General features: G+C 55.0%; 14 protein-coding genes. 2 read left to right on the top strand and 12 right to left on the bottom strand.

Features of this window, described 5'->3' with window-relative positions; translation table 11 throughout:
* Nucleotides 1-45: 45 nt before the first annotated feature.
* On the bottom strand, nt 46-1,200 hold the full coding sequence (locus ACYVC2_RS22035; protein ID WP_461105776.1) for a sensor histidine kinase: 1,155 nt from the start codon (nt 1,198-1,200) through the stop codon (nt 46-48).
* A gap of 193 nt (nt 1,201-1,393) precedes the next feature.
* On the opposite strand from ACYVC2_RS22035, the gene ACYVC2_RS22030 reads away from it, so the two are divergent.
* On the top strand, nt 1,394-2,701 hold the full coding sequence (locus ACYVC2_RS22030; protein ID WP_461105774.1) for an amidohydrolase family protein: 1,308 nt from the start codon (nt 1,394-1,396) through the stop codon (nt 2,699-2,701).
* 13 nt (nt 2,702-2,714) lie between these two features.
* Here ACYVC2_RS22030 and ACYVC2_RS22025 read toward each other — a convergent pair whose 3' ends face one another.
* The 3 genes from ACYVC2_RS22025 to ACYVC2_RS22015 are packed head-to-tail and all read right to left on the bottom strand — an operon-like array spanning nt 2,715 to nt 5,341.
* The gene (locus ACYVC2_RS22025; RefSeq protein WP_461105772.1) at nt 2,715-3,494 is read right to left on the bottom strand and encodes a LytR/AlgR family response regulator transcription factor; all 780 of its coding nucleotides are present in this window, start codon (nt 3,492-3,494) and stop codon (nt 2,715-2,717) included.
* Between the two features lie 29 nt (nt 3,495-3,523).
* Nucleotides 3,524-4,432: a Nif3-like dinuclear metal center hexameric protein gene (locus tag ACYVC2_RS22020; protein ID WP_461105770.1), complete on the bottom strand. Its 909-nt coding sequence runs from the start codon at nt 4,430-4,432 to the stop codon at nt 3,524-3,526.
* Nucleotides 4,433-4,456: 24 nt separating this feature from the next.
* Nucleotides 4,457-5,341, bottom strand: a complete 885-nt coding sequence (locus ACYVC2_RS22015) for a cyclase family protein (protein WP_461105768.1) — start codon at nt 5,339-5,341, stop codon at nt 4,457-4,459.
* Between the two features lie 149 nt (nt 5,342-5,490).
* Between ACYVC2_RS22015 and ACYVC2_RS22010 the strand changes: the two genes are divergently transcribed.
* On the top strand, nt 5,491-6,324 hold the full coding sequence (locus ACYVC2_RS22010; RefSeq protein ID WP_461105766.1) for an SdiA-regulated domain-containing protein: 834 nt from the start codon (nt 5,491-5,493) through the stop codon (nt 6,322-6,324).
* A gap of 84 nt (nt 6,325-6,408) precedes the next feature.
* Here ACYVC2_RS22010 and ACYVC2_RS22005 read toward each other — a convergent pair whose 3' ends face one another.
* The 8 genes from ACYVC2_RS22005 to ACYVC2_RS21970 form a co-directional block, all read right to left on the bottom strand.
* The gene (locus ACYVC2_RS22005) at nt 6,409-7,107 is read right to left on the bottom strand and encodes an MIP family channel protein (protein WP_461105764.1); all 699 of its coding nucleotides are present in this window, start codon (nt 7,105-7,107) and stop codon (nt 6,409-6,411) included.
* Nucleotides 7,108-7,231: 124 nt separating this feature from the next.
* A complete protein-coding gene (locus tag ACYVC2_RS22000; RefSeq protein ID WP_461105762.1) occupies nt 7,232-8,458 on the bottom strand; it encodes an ABC transporter permease in 1,227 nt (408 codons plus the stop codon).
* Between the two features lie 247 nt (nt 8,459-8,705).
* Nucleotides 8,706-9,677, bottom strand: a complete 972-nt coding sequence (locus ACYVC2_RS21995; protein WP_461105760.1) for a c-type cytochrome — start codon at nt 9,675-9,677, stop codon at nt 8,706-8,708.
* A gap of 384 nt (nt 9,678-10,061) precedes the next feature.
* Nucleotides 10,062-10,475 (bottom strand): antitoxin Xre-like helix-turn-helix domain-containing protein, encoded by a 414-nt coding sequence (locus tag ACYVC2_RS21990; protein WP_461105758.1) that lies wholly within the window; start codon nt 10,473-10,475, stop codon nt 10,062-10,064.
* Between the two features lie 85 nt (nt 10,476-10,560).
* Nucleotides 10,561-11,928 (bottom strand): PhoPQ-activated pathogenicity-related family protein, encoded by a 1,368-nt coding sequence (locus ACYVC2_RS21985; protein ID WP_461105756.1) that lies wholly within the window; start codon nt 11,926-11,928, stop codon nt 10,561-10,563.
* Between the two features lie 77 nt (nt 11,929-12,005).
* On the bottom strand, nt 12,006-13,253 hold the full coding sequence (locus ACYVC2_RS21980; protein WP_461105754.1) for a hypothetical protein: 1,248 nt from the start codon (nt 13,251-13,253) through the stop codon (nt 12,006-12,008).
* A 164-nt stretch (nt 13,254-13,417) separates the two neighbouring features.
* Nucleotides 13,418-15,061 (bottom strand): SusD/RagB family nutrient-binding outer membrane lipoprotein, encoded by a 1,644-nt coding sequence (locus ACYVC2_RS21975; protein WP_461105753.1) that lies wholly within the window; start codon nt 15,059-15,061, stop codon nt 13,418-13,420.
* Nucleotides 15,062-15,160: 99 nt separating this feature from the next.
* Nucleotides 15,161-18,517, bottom strand: coding sequence for a SusC/RagA family TonB-linked outer membrane protein (locus ACYVC2_RS21970; RefSeq protein ID WP_461107212.1), 3,357 nt, complete (start codon nt 18,515-18,517; stop codon nt 15,161-15,163).
* Nucleotides 18,518-18,537 lie beyond the last annotated feature (20 nt).

Here is an 18,537-nt window from a genome sequence, read left to right as displayed (position 1 = left end):
CGTCGATACGCTTGCCAGCCCCGATTGAATCGGGGAGCTTAGAGATTATTTCCACTGATGTGCTACGTGCTGCGCCACTGGAGGTAACACTCGTTCAAGCGATAGGGTCAGCTGAACGGTAAATTGAGTGGGCTCGTCGGTGACGACAAGCGTGTGCGCCGGATACAGCAACGCCAGCCGTTTGCGGACGTTGGCCAACCCCAGGCCTCCCGAACCGACGACTGCCGTCGGAGGTTTGCTGTTCATGATTGTCAGGTGCAGCGTTTCTGCATCGAGTCGAATGGCTACACGCAACCACGATTTTTTACTGGTGCTTTCGACTCCGTGTTTAAAGGCATTTTCGACGAAAGTGATGAGCACGAACGGAGCGATATGCAGAGTTTCGTCTACCTCGTCCGGCAGCTCCAGCTGAAGCGTCAACCGTTTGGCCGTGCGGGTTTGTTCGAGCGATACATAGTCACGGATAAACTGCAGTTCTTTTCGTAGCGGTACCAGCGAATCGGCCGTTTCGTACAGCGAATACCGCATCAGTCCCGCCAGTTGCTGCACGAGCTGAGCCGCCCGGGGACTTTCCTCTTCGGTTAGCGCATAAATGCTGTTGAGCACGTTGAACAGAAAATGCGGGTTGATCTGGCTCTTCAGAAAGTCGAGTTCCAGCCGGGTGTAGGCCTGCTGAAGCCGGTTGTTGCGAACCTGCCGCCGGTATACCTCGATCAGCAGCTTGACGGCCAGCGGATAGAACGCACGCTCGATAATGAACAGCAGGTGAAAAAACGTACCCGGATGCACCAGTGCTTCGCCGTACGAAAGCCGTTCGAAATGAGTAATCGAGCCCGAATAATCGTCGGGTAGCGCAAAATAGGTTTTGACGATAAAGCCGGAATAGTAATAAAACGTAAACAGCAGCAGGTAATAAACGACCAGGCCCGTAACCAGCCGAACCGGCTTGTGCGCGTACCGCGTGAAGACAAAAACCAGCACGTAATACTGCAACACGACACTGAGCGTATCGCGCAGCACCGGCCCGACGTACGTCTTGAACGGCACCTGAACCGGTGCCGTCGGATACAGAAACCAGGGCACGTAGGCCGAAAAAATCAGCAGCAAAATCCCCAGCATCAGGAGACTATGAAAACCGACCCGAACCCAGCCCCGGTAACGGGTTTCGTCGGCAACGAGCGCCAGTTGTCGTTTGACCATAAGCCCTTAAAATTCCTGGACAAAATAGGTTCTTTTGCGGGCGCATTCCGAAATTTTTCGACAAAACACCCGTTTTCGTCGGTAGAAAATCGGATTGCTGGTTCATCGAAAAACCGGCGGGGTTCATCGAATTAGTTTAGGGGCCGGAAGCACTGGCGCTAGTTTTGCCACCGAACCCAACCCATTTCGATTCATGAAATCCTGTATCTGGTTAGTGTTGTCGATGCTTTGTTCTGGCCTGGCCTCGGCTCAGCAGGCTTCCGAAAAACTGGTGCTGATCAAGGCCGGCAAATTTTACGATAGTGAAAAAGCGGTCTTTCTGAAAAACCAGCAGATCCTGATAAAAGACGGCAAAGTCGTGGAAGTCGGTACCGCTGTCAAAGCGCCCGCCGGTGCCCAGGTTCTGGACCTGAGCGGCTGTACGGTTACGCCCGGTCTGATGGATATGCACACGCACGTGCTGTTTTCGCAGAAAGCCGATGCACCCCTGCACCGGGATCTGTGGGAAAACTCGGAGGTAGACCGGGCGCTGCGTAGCGTCGGCTTTGTCCGATCGTATCTGGAAGCGGGCTTTACGACAATTCGGGACGTGGGCAATTCCGGTAAGTTTCTGGATTATCAACTGGACCGCGCCATTCGGGATAAACATGTGGTCGGGCCGGAGATGTACGTCTCGGGACCCATCCTAAGCCCTCCTGGCGGGCAGTTTTCGCGACTGGGCACCCAGAATCAGCACCTGATCGATCAGGATTACCGGGTGGTCAGAAATGCGGACGATGCCCGACTGGCCGTGGAAGAACACATTGGCTTTGGCGTCGATTTTATTAAAGTGGTGGTCAACAACGACCGCATCATGATGGACTCGGAAACCCTGAAAACGATCGTCGCCACGGCGCACCGAAACCATTATAAAGTAACCGCACACGCAACCTATGAGGAACCCATTCGGGAAGCCATTGCCGCCGGCGTGGATGGCATCGAGCACGGTTATTACCTCTCCGACAGCCTGCTGACGCTGATGAGCCAGAAAGGCATCTACCTCGTGCCCACCGACCCTTCGTTCGATGCCTACAAACGCTCCGCGTCCATCGGCGGGTTTACCATCAAAGACGAAGAGATTCGCCGTCAACTGGCCGGGCTTCAGGAGCGGTTGCGGAAAGCAATCCAGAAAGGCGTCCGTATCGTGGCCGGTTCCGATGCCTACGTTGACCTCAAACAGCCGCGGGGCGAGTCGGCCAAAGACATGCTGGTGGCGTATGTCGAATCGGGTATCAAACCGGCGGAAGCACTCACGTTTACCACCCGAAATGCCGCCAGCATCGTAGGGCAGGAACAGCGGCTTGGGGTGCTCAAAAAAGACAGTTATGCCAATCTGGTCGCTTTTGCGGGCGATCTGGAAACTGATTTCAAAACGGCCCTCTACGCCGTTCGGCTCGTCATGAAAGAGGGCACAGTTTATTTCGACAAACCCGAAGTGACGATGGGTCGTAAAGCGCAGTAACCTTCTTTACCGATCAACTCACCACCCACCGGGACAGGGCTTCTTTTACCGTATCGCGGTAGTTGGGACCAATGACAAGCTCATGTCCGGTAGATGTTTTTACGGTATTGCCTTCTAGGGTTTTCACGTGCCGGAGCTGCACCAGATACGAACGGTTGATCCGCAGAAAGCGATCGGCGGGCAGGCTTTCTTCCAGTTTGGTCATCGTCAGGTGCGTCACCAGGTAACGATCCGGCAGAAAGACTTTTAAATAATCACCCATAGCTTCGGCAAAGATGATCACGTCCAGACCGATTTGCTCTAATTTCCCGTCTATCTTGAGGTAGATAAAATCGCTGGCTTTTGTCTGGGCAGGTGGTTCTGAAGCCGACTCGACGACCAGCGGACCCAGCACCGACAGACCAGGCCTCACCGACTCCGTTTGCTCATCTGGTTTGCTTTTGAGCCGCCCGATGGCTTTCAGAAACCGATCGAAGGTAATGGGTTTCAACAGGTAATCCATCACACCCAGCTCGAAACCGTCGAGAGCGTGGTTCGGATTGGCGGTGGTCAGGATAACCACAGGCTGCGGAGCCGGGTACGCGCGTAGAAACTCGATACCCGTCATGTCGGGCATGTTGATGTCCAGAAAGATAACGTCGGGCCGGAGCGCGGGCAGTTGTTCGAAGGCTACAATGGCATCGTCGAAGGTCGCTACCAGTTGCAGCGACGACAGGCGACGGATGTATTTTTCGAGCAGTTCCTGAGCCAGGGGCTCGTCTTCGATAATGGCGCAACGGAACGGGCCGTTCATAGAGAAGCAGAATGCGTGAATAAATTGGCTTATACGTAGGTGAATGGGTTTCCAGACGGGATGTAGCTCACCTTAATGCCCGGCACTTTGGGTTGCAGCCACGTAACCAGCCCTTCCATCCCCGACGCTTCGCTCATGATATGCCCCAGAATCACCAGGGAAATTTTCTGCCCCTGCTGCCGGGCATCCCGGATGTATTCGGGCGTTTCCCACTCGCTCGATTCGCCACACAGCACCACGTCGGGCCGGGCTTTTTCGATGGCCGCAATCTGATTCCGCCCACCCGCAGCTCCCGGCAGCAACAATACCCGCTGGCAGGATTGAGCCACATCGCCCACCACCCGAACCTGCTTGATTCCCAGCTTTTCTTTCGCGTGGGTAATGAGCTGACTTAGGGGCGTAGCCGGGAGCGTCAGCCGGTGCAGGTCGTTGGCATCGGCGTATTTGGCCCAACCCAGGGCATTCAGCATGCCGGTCTGAATGCCATCCGGCCGATGCGAGTGCCAGTAATCGTGAAAGCGCCAGACCGCAATCCCGTGTTTGGTCAGCAGGTCATATTTGCGCTGAAAAACCGGGTCGCTTTTAAGCCAGTCGGTTTCATCGGCGTGGTTGTAGAACGTAGGTTCGTGGACAATGATGAAGTTGGCTTTGGCCGCAATGGCTTTTTCGATTACTTCCGTCGTCGCGAACATCGTCGACACAATGCCCGTCACGGTCTGCGACGGACTGCCGGATTTTAGCGTGTCGACGGTTTTCGGAAACGGCGCGTTCGGAATCGTTTTAAGGATCAGGTCCATCACCTGCTGCACGGTCATCGACCCCTGCGCGGGTCGTAGCACTTCGGCCGGGCTCAGGCCGGGGGTGGCCAGCAACAGGGAGGTGCCCATCGCCAGGTTGGTCACGAAGGTGCGCCGGCTGGTTGGTTCGTATACGTTCATGAGTTCGATTGATAGGGTTAGTGATTACAGTTTGGCCATGGCGCGCACCGGAAACGTTCCAACGCCCCTGAATTTGGGCGGAACGGCACTGAACAGAAATCCCTCCGGCGGCAATAGCTCCAGGTGACAAAGGTGTTCGACAATAAGAATACCGGCTCCGAGCAGGGTGGTGTGCACCGGTCGGCTTCGGGTCCGGGTATCGTCGATGTTGTGCGAGTCGATGCCTACCAGGGCTACCCCACAGTCGCGGAGGTATTCGGCGGCATCGGACGTCAGAAACGGGTGATTTTCGTAGTATGCTTCGGTGTTCCAGAACTGGCTCCAGCCGGTATGAATCAGCACCGCCCGGTTCCGGATCTCGTAATTTTTCAGATGATCGACCGTTACTGCCAGCGACTCCGTAAACGGAACCCGAATGGTAATCCCATCCAGATCGACAAACCTGGCCAACGCCACCTCCGACAGGTCCTGCCCATCGGCAAAGCGGTGGAAGGGGCAGTCGATGTACGTGCCCGTGTTAGCGACCATGTCGATGCGGCCAATCTGAAACTGGGTGCCTTCCTCGTAAAACTGCTTCGAGTCTTCGCGGCTCAGGTAGTCGCAGATGATAGGCGCGGGTAATCCTTTGTAGGTAACCAGCCCGTCTTCGATGGTATGGCTCAGGTCGATGTAGCCGGAACGGATCGCCGTTTTGCTGGCGGCTTTCCGCTTGTGGGGTTCGGTCAGAATTTCCTTGTTCCGGATGATTACCGGGCCGACCATCAGCAGCCGCAAATCGGCGATGATGTAATCGGCCAGCTCCTGATCCGAAATATCCTCGCCCTCGATATCGAGCCGGAAATCTTCGCCCTTCAGGCTGCCGCCGTTGGTGAACTGAAGTTCGAAATCAAATTTTACCCGTTTATCCATCGATTGCCTACCCGCCTTACTTCCGGTTGCCAATATACAGTTTCCTGGTCAGGAAAGCGGAATTTGGCCAGGCCAGCGGGTCTATTTTCGCGTTGCGATGGTATAGACTCGGCTAAACGCCTACTTTTGCCGCAAACCCTGTTGTGTGTATGCGTTACTTTCTCGTAGGAATTTCTCTACTACTGCTGAGCTGCGGTACGCCGTCAAGCAGCAGTGAGCAACCCAAAACCGGCAAGCTCGATCCGCTGTTTAAGCTTCCTTACCAGCTCGATTCACCAGCCGAAACCTACAAACTGCCCAAAGAGCTGAAAGAAATTTCCGGCCTGAGTTATTACGAAAAAGACAAACTGCTGTGCGTTCAGGACGAAGACGCCGTAGCTTATGTGTTCGATACGAAGAAACAGGCCATTTCGGAGGAGTTTGGCTTTGGCGGGTACGGCGATTTTGAAGGTATCGAGTACGTGAACGGTGATATCTACGCGCTCGAAAGCAACGGAAACCTATTCCGGTTCAAGCCGGGTTCCAAACAGATCGGCAAAACGAAAACCGATTTACCCAAAAAAACGGAAGTCGAAGGACTGGGTTACGATCCCAAAACCAAGCGGTTGCTGATTGCGGTGAAGAAAGGGAAAGGATCGAGCGAAAAAGCCGTCTACTCCTACGATCTGCTGAATAAGGCAGTGTTTCGGGATATGAGCCTCAACGATGAGCAGCTCACAGCGGCTGGCATCGACCCAAAAACCTACGAGCCGTCGGCCATCGCCGTGCACCCAATCACTGGTGAGTGGTACATCCTGACTTCGGTCGGAAAGCGGTTGGTGATCACCAGTCGGCGGGCCAAAATCATCTATTCCGAACCGCTCGACCCGAAGCAGTTCGTTCAGCCCGAAGGCATCTGTTTTGCGCCCAACGGCGATCTGTTCATTGCCAGCGAAGGCGACAAGAAAAAAGGGTACATTCTGAAATTTCCGTACCGGAAATAAACGATCCCGGTCTTATTGGACGAAGCGCTGACGATGGCTTGTCCAATAAGACCGGGATGAATGCTCGTTGGTAGCTTGTACTAACTAGGCGGCATCTTCGAAAATACCTTTCCAGGTAAGGGCAGCCACAATACCTCCCACAATGGGCGCCACGATGAACAGCCAGAGCTGCTCCAGCGCTTTGCCACCCGCAAAAATAGCCGGACCAAAGCTACGCGCCGGGTTGACCGACGTACCCGTGATGGGAATAGCCACCAGGTGAATCAGAACCAGTGTCAGGCCAATGGCCAGGCCGGTCATACTGGTCGTTCCCCAGCGAGATGTGGTTTTGAAAATAACCAGCAGAAACAGGAACGTCATCACCGCTTCGGTAACAAAGGCCGAGGTGGTATTGTAGGCCGCCAGGTAGCCCGGCCCCCAGCCGTTTGACCCCAGCGCCCACTCTTTCATCAGAAAGCCGGGCGCTCCACTCTGGATAAAATATAAGGTGGCGGCTGCCAGTGTAGCCCCTACAAACTGCGCAAGGATATAGCCGATGGCGTCGCCCATTTTCATTTTTCCGGCCACCAGCATGGATATCGTAATGGCCGGGTTGATATGACAACCCGAAATGGGCCCAATGGCGTAGGCCATTACGACTACGGTCAGGCCAAAGGCGAACGAAATCCCCAGTAACCCAATGCCCGCCGGACCGCTTGCCGAAATCCCCGAGATACCGGCCGCCCCGCAGCCAAACAGTACCAGGGAGAAGGTCCCAACTAATTCTGCCAAATACTTTTTCATGGATGGTAGTGCTTATAGTGAAATTTATTGGCTCTTGGGACGATATAAGTCGGTGAAGTAACAACCCGTTGCTACTTCAGAAGAAGCCAGAAAATTTGCCGTTGCACGACCGGAAGCGGAGCGGTTATTTTTTGAAGGCCAGCGCTTTGACGGGCTGGATACGATTGATAAAGAAGGTTGGCACCCACAGCACGAGCGCAATCAGCAGAATGGTCGCTGCATTCAGGGCCAGAATGGTCGGCCAGTCCCAGATGATCGGGACGTAATTCATGAAGTAATTTTTGGGATCGAGCGGAATAAGCTTGAATCGGTCCTGCAGAAAGCAAATGCCCAGCCCGACGACGTTTCCGATGAGCAACCCCCAGATAACCATGTTCAGTCCGACGAAAACGAACATGCGCCGGATGAGCGGATTTGGCCCACCAAGGGCTTTCAATAACCCAATCATGGGAGTTCGTTCGACCATCAGCACGAGCAGCACCGACACCATGTTGAAAGACGCTACGAATCCGATCAGGCTCAGCAGAATCACCATGTTTCGGTCGAGTAACATCATCCAGTCGAATAATGGGCGGTACTGGTCGGTGACGCGCGTCAGACGCATATCGGGCGACATGACGTCGAAAACCCGGTTGGCCGTAGCTTCGACCTGATCGAAATTGTTGACGAAGATTTCGTAGGTGCCCACCGAATCGGCTCCCCAGCGGTTCAGCCGCTGAATCAGCCGAATGTCACCCAGCGCGATGGTTTTATCGACCTCTTCCAGCCCGGTTTCGTAAATACCCACAACGGTCATCTTACGGGCGCGGGGTGGGTTGCCCAGGAAATACAGCGGCACGCTCTCCCCCACTTTGACCTTTAGCTGGGTGGCCATGTACTGACTCAAAAGCAGTTGCGTAGAGCCCGTGCCCGTATCGGCTCCTACCACCGGCACCGTACCGGCCACCAGCGAACCGCGAAACAGATTCCAGTCGTAATCCTTGCCGACGCCTTTCAGAATCACGCCTGCCAGTTCATCTTCGGTCTTGAGAATACCGGCTTTGGTGGCAACGGCCTGAATGTGTCGTACGCCCGGAATCCGGGTACTGTCGCGGTACAGCGGGGTATCGAGCGGCAGGGTAGATTCTTCGTAGGAAACGTTGTTGGTAAACTTGCTGACCTGCAGGTGAGCACCGAAGAGAAAAATCTTCTGCTGGATGGTATCTTTAAACCCAAACAGGACCGCAAACGAGACAATCAGAATGGCCAGCCCCAGCGCAATGCTGATAACACCGATGCGGGTGACGGTAGCCGAAAAACTACCCTCGGGCGCGTGGCGGACCTTCCGGGCCAGAAAAACAGGAACGTTCAAGTTAGTATTCCGTTAGGAGGTTGAACAGCGAGCAATCCGTTGACGGGTCGATTCCCAACGGCTCAGTAAAGCTTTCTGTACAAAACTAACGGACAACCGGCTCAACTGTCACAAAAAATTTGGAATATCACCGGGAGGCTATCGACAGGATTGACCGGATGAACAGGATTTTGAACAGAATACATAGAATAGAAATCCTGTTCATCCGGTCAATCTGCCAAAAAGACATGAGTCAACCAATTTATAATCAGTCCTTTACTTTCGCATACAGGCTATTAACATCATTCTTCTGTTTCGGAATCGTTTTGAGGTATTCGTAGATAGCACCCACTTCATAGTCGGTCAGCGACGGGCGCGGTTCCATCGGTTGTCGAAGAATGGAACCGTCCGGCCGAACACCCTGCTTCACGGCCCGGATGAACTGCTCTTTCGTATATTTTTTTCCGATTCCGGTTTCCTCGTCGAAGGTCAGGTTGGCCGTGAAGACCGGCTTGCCGTCCTCGCCATTCAACTGGTTACCACCGGCATAATAGCCAGCCGACCGGTCCGGGTGCTCTTTGTCCTGCTTCGTGAAATCGGAGGAATGACAACCGTAACAATCACTGACGGCGTCGGCCAGATAACGACCATAGGCTACCTGATCCGTCGTGTCGGGCATTGGAATCACCCGCTGCGGATACTCGCCGGGTTTGATGACTGTGTTGGCGAGTAGTTTGGCGAAAAAACTGTACTCGCTTTCGGGGGCTTCGTCTTTGGCAGGCTGCACCGGAAAACGATCCGACCGCAACCAGGCCACTACCGACTTCAGGTCCTCGTCGGACATCAGCGGGTACCGGGGCATGATGCCGGCAAACGTCCCGTCGGGCCGGATGCCCGTCCGTAGAAAATACATGATTTCGCCGTCGGTCCACCGGCCGATGCCTTTGTCTCTGTCCTGGGTAATGTTTTTGGAATAATGCTTCCCAAAGATTTCCGGTATATCGCTCAGATACCGACCCGTGAGTCGGTTATGTTTATCGGCGTGGCAGGCCATGCACTGCAGTTGTGCAATGACCTCACCTCGTTTAATCCGGGCTTCGGTCACTTTAACGGTAACGACGGGCGTCACCGGCGGATCGTAGGTGGGTACGCCCACAGCGGCCACATATACCAGAAAAACCAGTAAGAGCACCAGCAGTGTGGCGAATAGGCGACCGACTAGTTTAAGCGCTTTTTTCATGATGCGGATCGTATTGATTTTGGTATGAGGAGTTATCACACCAAAATTGTGTCCGCATGACTCCGTCTCAAACGACTAAGGTGATGAAACGAAAAAAAGCCTGCATGAACTGTAGAAGATACCGCAAACAACTGATTCCGTGACGCTTGCAACCGAAGTTAAAGCCCCGCTCCGGCGCTTGTGTAAACAGCGAACGTCAGCTTACTCGTTAGACAGCCGCCAGGTCTGACGTCTGGGTAAACCGAAACACCAACTCCGGCCCAAATCCGGCGGAGCGTCAACCGTGTTCTGAGCGATCCTATTTATAAACATAACGCCCAGAAACTAACTGGGCAATAAGGCAGTACAAAACGATTCAATTGTGCGATACACTTGCGCCATAAGCTACCCGAAGATACCGTGGTCGATGCGTCCCAGAATTCGCTCAACCAGCGTGTAACCCGTCACGGTATCCAGACTCTGCAACGGGGTCTGATAGTCCAGTTCCCGAAGCGCAGAGCGGAGCCAGTTCAGTACCGTTGGCGCGCGCCCTTCGAACGTATCCAAGGCGTGCCGTAGCAGATTATCCAGTAGCAGCAGTCGTTCCGAAGCGTCCTGGCTAATCAATTGATCAGATTTCAGTCGGTGTAGGTAAGAGACCGATAAACCCAGTGCAGCGGCCACCTCTTTGTCGGTCAGGCCAACCTGCTTCGCAACGCGATCCGCTTCGGCCCTCAGTACGCCTTGTCGGCTACGAGCTATAATTTCCTGCTCCGAGAAAAAACGGGCCTCTCCAGTCCGGTTTGAAGAATATAGCATTGGCTTGACATCGTGAACTTTTAGACTAAGGTAGCTATACAAGTTCACGATGTCAAGCCTTGAGCGGGTTGTCACCCTGCTCTGCCTACTTCAAAAAAAGCTCGTCGTTGTCGGTAACAAACATGCGGGTACTTTCAGTATACGTGCCGCCCGTGGGCGACTTGTATTTCAGATCGACGTAAAACGCCCGATAGCCCGATGCCGGAAACGTTTCGTTGACCGAGAAACTAGCTTTATTTTTAATACCCAGGCTCTTTCCCTCCCATTTCTCATCCTGAAAAATCATGTCGGTGGACGTGGCCGACCAGACCGTTACATCTTCGAGTTTGTCGGACGTGGCTTTCAGGGCCAGATCGACGCCTTTTTTCGTCGTCGAAACCGTCCATTGGCAGGCCGGGTACGTCTGTTTGGCCAGGGTGTTTCCGAAGAAGGCGTTCAGCGCTTCGAGCGCCTGCCGTTTGTCGCCGAGGTCATGCCCCACGTTAGGCACGTAGTGAATAAAATTCTCGCCCGGAATCTGCCCGATGTAATGCTTCACCGCATCGACGGTCCAGTATTCATCGTTGGTCCCCATGAACAGCATTTTGGGCATGGTCAGCTTCTTCCGGTACGAGTACGGGTCGATCATTTCGGTTACGGCACTGCCGTCCTTGCTGTGAACGGTCTGCGGAATACCCAGCTTGACGTAGTCCTCGATCTGCTCGCTGTATTTATTCCACACCTTCATCTGATAATCCAGATTGACGGGCATGTTCAGCACGTCGATGACCATGGGCGCAATGGCAACGGCCCGTTTATCGCTCGCCCCCGTCAGCCAGGTCGTCCAGCCGCGCTTCGAAGCACCCGAAATCACAAAATGGTTGATGTCTTTGTGAAGCGTCTGTTTGCCAAACTCCTGCACGGCATCCATCGCCCGCACGGCGCTTTTGACCATCGGAAACAGCAGCGGCCAGGAATAATCGCCGTCTTTTTTGAACTGGTGAAGGGTATAGGAAATCAGCGCATCTTCTTTCAGATCGCCGTATAGCGGCTGATTGGGGGTTTGCCGAAGCACGGCCACCACGGCTTTATTCTTCGTGGCCAAGGCGCTGATGGCCCGGTTGAAACCGTCCTGCCGACCATTCCAGTTGGGTTCGCCATCTTTCACCGACCCGCCGGTAATGAATAGCAGCGCCCCATCGTGATCGATTTCTTTCGGCACCAGCACCGACAGCTGGTGTTTCCAGGTATACTCGCGCCATTTCTGCGACGTGAGCAACACCTCGTAAGCAGTAATGTCGCCGTAGCTGTAGGTGTCTTTCACCTCCCATTTAAACGTCTGGTCGCCGTTTTTCAGGTAGCTTTCCAGGGCCGTCGCCGGGGTGATGCCAACGGTTGGGTTGGGGAGTTCGAAAGCAAACAGGGTACTGATCAGGGTAAGCAGGGTAATGGTTTTTAAGAAATAGGCTTTCATGAATCAATCGGGTTTTGTTGGCAGGTACGGTTTTGTTTGACAGGATTGACAGCCCGGCCGTAAATCTTGTCAAAAGATCATTTATCAGCTTTCGGCGAATCGGCAATTAGCTTCAGGGCTTCGGCCATGTAAATTTCGGCGGTGTTTTCGCCCAGGCTGGTCCGGCTGATGTAGTCGTACCGCTTAAAGCTATTGAAATCTACTTTGGTCAGCATGTAGCCGAATGCATCGTTGGTCAGGCCGAACAGCATGGGCGCACTCGCGTGCATGTGCCGCTTGACGTAATACCCGATGTTCGGTAAGGCTTCGCCCGGAATCGTCAGGATCTGCGCCGTGCCGATGTTGAGCAGATTCACCTGCGCCACCACCTGATCGCCGGGGGCGACTTCGTAATGCAAGGGCGATTTTTTGACGATGTATTTCATGACCTCCGAGTCGATCGGAAAGGTAACGTTTCGGGTGGTACAGAACAGCGAAGGGCTTGTCTGCGTACTGGCGGTGCCGACGATCCGCAGGGCTTCATCGGCCAGTTGCTCACCGATGCGGATGCACTCTTCCCAGGTGTTGGCTTCTTTGCCGCCCTCCCGTCGGTTGTCGGCCGTGACCATGCCACCCTGCGCGCCATTGACGAACATCGCCATTCCACCCGCTTTGGCTTCGATCCGGCTGTACAGCGGACCGCATAAATCCGGACTGAGAATTCCCCGGGCCGAACCGATCACTTCCGGATGAATGGCGTAGTTCACGACCGTTACGATGGGTTTTCCGGATGCCCCAACGGCCTGAATGACGCCACAGCGCGGATCGTACAGGTCGGGCGCGTAGTAATTGTAGGCAATCTGTCCCTTTGCCTCCCCCACTGCCACTTTCAGCGAGGCCGGAGCCAGCTTTTGAACAGCTTCGTTGACCGCATCGGCAATGGCATGTACGCATTTGTCCAGATAAGCCAGATCGGCAAACGACTCGCCTTTTTCATTCGGGAATCCATACGCATCCGGACCGCTGTGGGTATGGGTAGCCGCAATGAGCACATTGCCCGGCGGAATGCCTTTGATCAGCGCCCGCGACTTATTGCCCAACACCGACGGCCAGCCCAGATTATCGACGCTAACGATAGCCAGGCGGGTGGTTCCTCTCTCGAATACGCAGGCCCGGACGTACAATTCGCCCTTTTTCTCCACCGCTTTTTTGGGTGTACCGATTCCGCCCGACACCGGCAACAACGGGTCGGGGGTAATGAGCCGCAGAGCCGCCCCGGCCTTAAAATCCTGGGCCGGGACGGCTCTGATGACGCAAATCAGTAAGACGAGAAGCAAGTGTTTCATACAACGAACCGAGTTTACTCATCAAATCGGGTATGCCCCCCCCGGGGTCAACTATTTATAGAGGCCATTATTGCTATAAATATCTGACCCCGAAGGGGTCATACCAGCTTGCAAATAGCTTAAGCTATTTTATTGGATCCTTCCTACTAACCCATGAGCCGGACCTACCAGGGTTTGCCGGTACCCTGCACCAGCCAGCCTTTCGACCAGGCGCTGTTTTTACCGTCCGACTGCGAATTGGCGGTGGTTTCGAGCTTGTCGACGGCCGCGGCTGCGTTGGATTTATTCAGGTTGAGCTCGTCGCGCATGTAATAAAACCGCAGCGGCAGGGCTTTCCGTTTGGCCACCGGGCCGGGGGTCAGCGCGGGCAGGCCTGTCCGGCGAAAATCGAACCAGGCTTCAGTGGCGGCTGTCCAGCTGGCAATCCATTTCTGGCCGATGATCTGGGCCAGGGTACCATCGTAAGCGACGCCTTTCTGTGCAATGAACGTCGGGTAGCTGCTGGCTAATCCCCAGGCTGTCAGCGACGCTTTGATACCCGCTTCATAGTGGGTTTTAGCGTCGCCGGCAGCCCAGCCTTTCTGAGCGGCTTCGGCCAGAATGAAATGAACTTCGGCGGCCGATACCAGCCGGGCTTTCAGCAGCGTTCCTTTGGCCTGCATGTAAATTTCGTTGAGGTATGAAACGTGGGGATTGACCGACGTCTGACCCGGTGTTGGGTTGAAATTGTAGCCCGATGGCAACTGCGATACGCTCGGCGGCAGGCCGACGTAGTTCGGGTCGGTATCGATGGCGGTAGTGCCGACTTTATCCGGCGACAGGTACCGTACGCCGTTCACGATCTTGTCCGTACCCGCCGGTAAGGTCGCATCGACCTTCAGCGGAATTTCTACTTTTTTCGCCCAAACGGCCAGGCGCGGGTCACTCGTGGCTTGCATCGGCTTTACCAGGGTCGTGCACATTTTAACCCGCCGGTAGTTACTGCCGCTGATGTCGAAGACCGTGTTCGACGGCCAGGCATCGCCCGCATTGTTACCCACAAACGCCATCGTCGCGTCGGCGGATGCATCGTCGATAATCGGAAATTGTGTCGGATTGGCCATGATCTTTTCGATACCGGCTTTGGCCACATCGGGCTGCTTGGCCGAAATCCGCATCAGATAACGAAGCTTCAGCGAGTTGGCCAGCTTCTGCCATTTTGCCGGGTCACCACCGTAGTACAGGTCCGTATTTTCGGCAATGCTCGAATACGACGCTTTCGGTTTCGAGAGCAACGTAGCGGCTTTGTCCAGGTCCGACAGGATACCCGCGTAGATCGTCTGCTGATCGTCGTATTTGGGCAGTATATAATCGGCACCACCCTGCTCACCTTTCAGCGCGTTCGTATACGGCGCATCGCCCCACAGGTCGGTAATCAGCCCGAAAATCATGGATTTCATGACCAGTGCCACCCCCTGATGGTATTCCAGGTTGAGGGCTACCGCGCGCTGATAGAGCAGGTCGTTGTTGCGCAGCAGGTCATAGTAGGGTGTCCAGCTTTGGTCGCCCCCCCAGTCGTAATCGTTATGCCCACTAAACCAGGCATCTTTCTGCGTATGTTGTACGACCCCCGCGATATCCTGAAAACCCAGGTTGACGAACGTCTTGGCGGTTTCGCTCAACACCGTCGGCAGCACCAGGTTTGGGTTGACCACGTCGGGCTGAATCCCGTTGGGGTTCACGTTCAGCTTGGTCAGGTCTTTACACGAAAAAAAGAACGAGAGAAACAGGACGAGAAGGGCCGTGTTCTTTTTGAGTAAACGTTTCATGATAAAGTTTTTTAGGGGTTGGGCATGGGGCGCAGGGGTAAGGGGATAGGGGTAAGGGAATGATCCCCCATGCCCTTGCCCCCAGGCCCCATGCTTTTTTTAAAACGTGAGACCAAGTTTGAAACCCACCGGAATGACCCAGGGCGTTACGTTGTAGCGCTCGATGCCCTGCTTGAACTGCGTACCGGCCTGCGGGCTCGCCTGTGGCTGGAATGCCATTTCCGGGTCGATGTTGATCTTGGCCGCCGTCCACAGAATGATGTTGCGGCTGTAGACCGAGAAGCTGGCGTTCTGCAAGCCAATGGATTTCACAAATTTGGCGGGCAAATCGTAGGCCAGCGAAATCTCCCGAAGTTTCACGAACGAGGCATCGAAGGTGGCAGCCCGCGTAAAGCTCCAGGGGTAGTTGTCGCCATACGGGATGATCTTCGTGCCCGCACCACCGAGGTTTTCGGTATAACCGATGATGGTACCCTGCGCGTCGTACTGCGCAATGACGCCCGGATTGAAGACTCCATACGCATAGGTTTTTCCGCCGAATTCGAACGGATAGCCGCCGTACTGCGACGTCGGCCCACCCACGATCGGGAAGTAGTTGCCATGAATTTTAATGTACTGATCGGCGTTGTCTACCAGCCAGTTCCGGAGCGCATCGCCCGTCCGGCCACCCGGATTGATCAGGTTATCCAGAAACCGCTGCGACCGCAGATCCGACTCCATGTAGCGGTACGTCTGCGAGACGAAATCACCCCCGGCCCGCCAGTCGAGCGAGAAATTGAGCGTAAAACCCTTGTAGGAAATCGAGCTCTGCGCGCCCAGCATGAAGTTCGGATTGAAATTACCGATCTTGTTCTTGACGTTCGACGCGCTTTTACTCTGCCACGATCCGTCATTATCCAGGATCGGGTAGCCGTAGTACGGTGAATTCTGATCGGTAACCGTAATAACTTCAGCATCGTAGATGTCCCCGACTTTGTCGCCCACGTAGGTCCAGGCACCACCCTTGGCATCGGTCCACAGGGTGTAGTACGGCAGACCGTCGGCCAGTTCTTTGATACGCGTGGTATTCTTGGTGAAGTTCGTGGTCAGGTCCCAGCGCAGCCCACCTTTGTCGATGATCGTTCCACCGAGCGACAGCTCGACACCGCGGCTTTCGAGCAGACCGGCGTTGATGTTCTTGGTCGTGAAGCCGGTCGAGGACGGAATCTGGGTCGGCAGAATCTGGTTGCGGTTTTCCGACATGTAATATGTTCCCGAAAACCGCAGCCGGTTCCGGAACATGTTGTAGTCGATCCCCACTTCGTAGGAGGTAGCAATTTCGGGCTTCAGGTCCGGTAGTAGAATCCCACCCGGCTTGCTCAGGCGCGTGATGCCGTTCCAGGCACCCGCATCGCCCAGCGTTGGGTACAGGCTATACGGGTTGGCATCGTTGCCCACCTGCGCCACCCCCGCCCGGATCTTGAACAGATCGACGTTGTTGGAAATGTGCACCATCTCGTTCAGCAGCACACTCATCGACGCCGACGGGTAGAAATACGATCGGTTGTTGGGCGGCAGAGTACTGGACCAGTCGTTGCGGGCGGTCAGGTCCAGGTAGATCATGTCTTTGAAGCCGAAGTTGGCCGTGCCGTAGAGACTGTTGATGGCTTTCTGACTCAGGTAGCTGCTATACTGCAGGTTGTTCGGCGCAATATTCTGGATGGTATACAGTCCCGGAATAACCAGCCCCGCCCCGCTTTTGCTGCTATTGCTCAGGTCATTCGACTGCGAGAATCGAGTATTGCCCCCCGCCGATACCACGACGCTCAGCGCGTTGAACCGCTTCGTGTAACTCGCCAGGAAGTCGGCATTGCGCTCGTAGCGTTTCAGGTTGATTAGCCCGTAGGCTCCGTTGGGTTCGCCGGTATAGCTGTTGGCAATCTTGGTTTCCCGCTGTTCGGAGTACATGTCGAGCGCATAGCGGGCCATCAGCTTGATCTCCGGCGTAAGTTGCCAGTCGGCTTTGAGGTTGCCGAACACCCGGTCGCGCACGAAACTATTTTTTACTTCGTAAGCCAGAAACCAGGGGTTGTTGTAATTGCCGATGCTCTGCGATTTCTGTTGCAGCCCTTCCTTGCCGGGCACCCAGTAGTCGCGCAGGTCATTGATGTCGATGTGTGACCCAACGGCGTAGGCCCACTGCATGGGGTTGGTTCCGCGCTCGCCCGCCGGTCGGTTGTTGGAATTGTTCCGGCTGAAATCCAGGTTGGTGCTCAGCGTCAGCTTGTTGTTGACACGTACGGCGGAGCTGATCGCCAGGGTATTCTTGAACAGATCCGAGTTCGGGATGATCCCTTTGCTGGTCATGTTCGAATACGACAGCCGATACGTCACTTTCTCGGAGTTGTTGGAAATCGATAGGCCATTGGTGCTGGTGATACCCGTCTGCACAAAATCCCGGACGTTGTTGGGGTGCGACACCAGGGGCGTCGGAATCTTATTCCCGTTGGCGTCGGTGGGGCTGTTCCACTGAATGGCGTTGTACCCTTTGTCCAGCTCGGGCCCTACCCCGCCGGATGAGCTTTCATCGATTTGCAGAATCCCGCCCGGATACGGATTGGAGTCGGGCGTAAAGGGCAGCACCCCCGTCGCGAAATGGGTACCCATTTTCAGGAATTTATACGGCTGATCGAAAACGGTGTTCGACGTAACCGACACGGTCATTTTCTGCGATTTCGAGCCGCTTTTCGTAGTAATCAGCACCACGCCATTGCCCGCACGCGAGCCGTACAGAGCCGCAGCACTGGGTCCTTTCAGGATGGAAATGTTCTCGATGTCTTCGGGGTTGATGTCCGAGATGGCATTCCCGTAATCGACGCGGTTGTCGCTACCGATCTGGCTGACGTTGTTGAGGGTGTTGTTAATAGGCACCCCATCGACCACAAACAGCGGCTGGTTGTCGGTGTTGAGCGATTTAGCCCCCCGGATGATCATACTCACCGACGAGCCCGTCGGCCCTGTCGAATTGATCTGAACGCCCGGTACCCGCCCTGCCAGCGAGTTCAGCACGTTCTCCTGCGCGACCCGGCTCAGGTCTTTCCCCTGCACCTCACCCACGGCATACCCCAGCGAGCGCGCTTCGCGCTTGATGCCGAGCGCCGTTGTAACGGTCACTTCGCCGAGGACTTCGCTGGTTTCTACCAGCGCCACGTTGATGACGGTTCGATTGCCAACCGGCATTTCCTGGGTGGCATGTCCGATAAACGAGAATATCAGCACCGCATCGTTGCCGTTTACGGTAATCGAATAGGCTCCTTTCCGGTCGGTAACGGTTCCGGTCTGGGTACCTTTGATCAGAACGTTAGCCCCAGCAATGGGCTGGCCGTCGGCAGCTAAGGTGACAACTCCGGTAATGGTTTTGGCCGCTCTGAGTTTGTCCAACCCATGGGCCCACGTACTGGTGAGGCACAGGCTCATCAGTAAGGCGACTGCCAGCG

The sequence above is a fragment of the Spirosoma koreense genome (assembly GCF_054777875.1).
This window is presented reverse-complemented; position numbering and strand designations above follow the sequence as displayed.